General features: G+C 49.3%; 1 rRNA gene. It reads right to left on the bottom strand.

The annotated features are described in order from the left end of the window. Positions 1-278 (bottom strand): 23S ribosomal RNA (locus tag KW846_RS29790); the annotation flags it as partial.

Below are 278 nucleotides of genomic sequence, written 5' to 3' on the forward strand. Positions count from 1 at the left end.
TACCCAACCACCTGTGTCGGTTTGGGGTACGGTTCCTGGTTATCTGAAGCTTAGAAGCTTTTCTTGGAAGCATGGCATCAACCACTTCGTCACCTGAAAGGTAACTCGTCATCAGCTCTCGGCCTTAGAATCCCGGATTTACCTAAGATTCCAGCCTACCACCTTAAACTTGGACAACCAACGCCAAGCTGGCCTAGCCTTCTCCGTCCCTCCATCGCAATAACCAGAAGTACAGGAATATTAACCTGTTTTCCATCGACTACGCTTTTCAGCCTCGC

Origin of the sequence: Pseudomonas sp. PDM32 (genome assembly GCF_019219225.1) — a bacterium.
Lineage (GTDB): Bacteria > Pseudomonadota > Gammaproteobacteria > Pseudomonadales > Pseudomonadaceae > Aquipseudomonas > Aquipseudomonas laurylsulfatiphila.